At 49.6% G+C, this 2,487-nt stretch carries 1 protein-coding gene; it reads right to left on the reverse strand.

Going from position 1 to position 2,487, the window contains the following annotated elements; translation table 11 throughout:
• Window positions 1-109: 109 nt before the first annotated feature.
• Complete coding sequence (ltrA, locus tag AAHB90_RS32315) at window positions 110-1,927, reverse strand: group II intron reverse transcriptase/maturase (protein WP_342089463.1); 1,818 nt, start codon at window positions 1,925-1,927, stop codon at window positions 110-112.
• Between the last annotated feature and the right edge of the window lie 560 nt (window positions 1,928-2,487).

Consider the following 2,487-nt stretch of genomic DNA (forward strand, 5'->3'; position numbering starts at 1 on the left):
CGTAGGCTAAGCACCCGGCGCCTTGTTTACTTTCATAAACAGGTTTCCAAGTGCTCGCCTCCAAACCGTACGTACATTTCTCAATGTATACGGCTTTCCACTATTATCTTCAGTCCAGCTTTCCATGATGTATCTTCCTATGGCATGAATGGCAGACAGCCATTGTTTTCCTCTTGCGGGCGATCATCAGGATTTCCCATTTCTTCCTTCCTTTCAGTTCCCTTAACTTACGGACATGGTGCATCTGCAAGTCGTTTTCGGATTGGCAGACCTCACAGCACCTGGCCTTTAACCGGTCGATCAGGCTGGTGTTGGCTGTAATATATGCCGTATCAGGGAGCTTTTCAACACTTTTGCTTTTGTCAGCCAGCAACTTTCTCTTGAAGCTCACCTTAGCAAAGATATTCCTTTTTTTCTCTCCTTTGCTATTGTAGTAGGTGACGGCAAAATCCTTTTTGTAGCGGTATTTTTTGCGGATCTTACCGATTGAGCACCTGTATTTCCGGCCGAATGTCTTGTACATGCTATATTCCATGATATACCGGAAGTTGTGCAGCGATGAGGCGTTGTTGGCTATGGAGTAGTAGTTGGCAAAACCCCTGACTTCTGCATTGTAACAGTTGAGGATTTCCAGGTCATCATTGTTGAGCAGCCTGGGCCGGCCTGTAGGCTTCCATTTTTCAGTTCCATTACGCTTGACAATTTTCATGGCCTGGTAGCCCAGCAGCCGTTTACGGACTGTGGTCGTTGGCATGGCCAGGACCACCTTTCCGTTGTAAGCCCGTCTAAGGGCGCCGGTTGCCTTGCTGCGTTTTCCGTGTTTGCATTTTCGGACATGGACGTGGTACCCTAGGAATTTGGCAGGTTTTGTGGCATGGGTGACCAGCGTCTTGGCGGGCGAGAGGGTTAGTTTTAATTTCTCTGCCAGCACGCAAGCGAGGTCTTCCTTGATGCGTAGACTGTCGGTTTTACTGCCTATTACACCTATTAGAAAATCATCGGCGTAGCGGACGTACTTCATTCTTTTATAGCCGCTGTCCATCCCATCGGTATAGGGCAGTGCAAGCTTTGTCCGCTCAATCGTTTTGATCCTTTCCTGCCATTTTCCCTTTAGCGGGCTGTTTTGCTGCTCTTTGAGCTTGCGGGATAAGTGGATCCTTTCCATTGAGAGACGGTTGTAGGCCGGGTTAACAACCCTTCTTTTCCCGGTTTCGACCCCCTGGCTGTACTCCTTGACGTATTTGTCCAGCTTGTCCAGATAGATATTGGCCAGAAGTGGGCTGATGATGCCGCCTTGTGGCGTTCCGCTGTATGTGGGATGGAAAGTATGGTTTTCCATGTAACCGGCTTTCAGGAATTTGCTGATCAGGCGAAGGAAACGTTCATCCTTAATGCGCTGTCTGAGCATTCCGATCAGTACCTGGTGGCCGATGTTGTCAAAGAAACCTTCAATGTCCCCTTCTATAAACCATTTTACACCGGTAAACCTGTTTTGCACCTGTTTGAGGGCAGTGTGGCAACTTTTTCCTGGCCTGAACCCATGTGAACTGGGTTCGAACTGCGGCTCGAAGATCGCCTCCAGTAGCATGCGTGTTACCTGCTGGACGAGCTTATCTTTGAAGGATGGGATACCTAGCGGCCGCGTCTTCCCGTTGGCTTTTGGAATGTATATCCTTCGTGAGGGGTGAGGTTGGTAAGTCTCGTTGCGCAGTGCCTGGATCAGGTTTTTGATGCGTAGCAGGCTGGTGCCATCAATGGTTTTCCCATCGGACCCGGGCGACATATTGCCCGGTTTGGCGTAGATGCGCTGGTAGGCCAGATAAAATAGGTCTTCCCGAAAAAGGTTGCGGTACAGCCGGTGGTATTGGTAAGAAGGGTCTGTGCTGCGTTTGGCCAGACTGTTTAGTATTGCTGACGGATTTCTCAATGTCTCTCACATCTTCGGTCGGCAACCTCTAAACGATAATAGCTGCTTCCCTTCGCCATGTACAGGGCTTTCCCCTGCGCGGACTACTACGGAAGCTCCGTTGCCATGCCGGATATTCAGAAGCCACTGCTTCATAGCTTTTCTTGCGCATTCCGGTTTAGGCAATCCCCGTTTAATCATTTGATAATGGCTTGACCGGTTGTCGGACATGTTTTCCGTCCTTTTCTGCTTATTGCAGCTACGCTGTGATTTATTCCAGCCGTCTGTCCTGCTCGGGTGGACAAACGTTGTTACAGTGCGGCGATTACAGATACCTTGCGCCGCAGGTGCGAGGCCCCCCGCTTGGACTAACATTCAGTCAGTATGGATTTTATCCTCATACCGGTCTTTCATCTTGTCATTCAGTCGCAGGATGGTATCTTCCTGACTTATGCCTTCTCCGGCATGCTGCACTCCCCTTTGGGTTTCCCCTTAGGATAAGCCGGACGATGACAGGCTATTGGAATACTTGCCTGATACTTGCCAAAGTACAATTATCAAATGGCCTTTACGGGCGCACC

This window comes from Dyadobacter sp. OTU695 (assembly GCF_038440355.1).
Taxonomy (GTDB): Bacteria; Bacteroidota; Bacteroidia; order Cytophagales; family Spirosomataceae; genus Dyadobacter.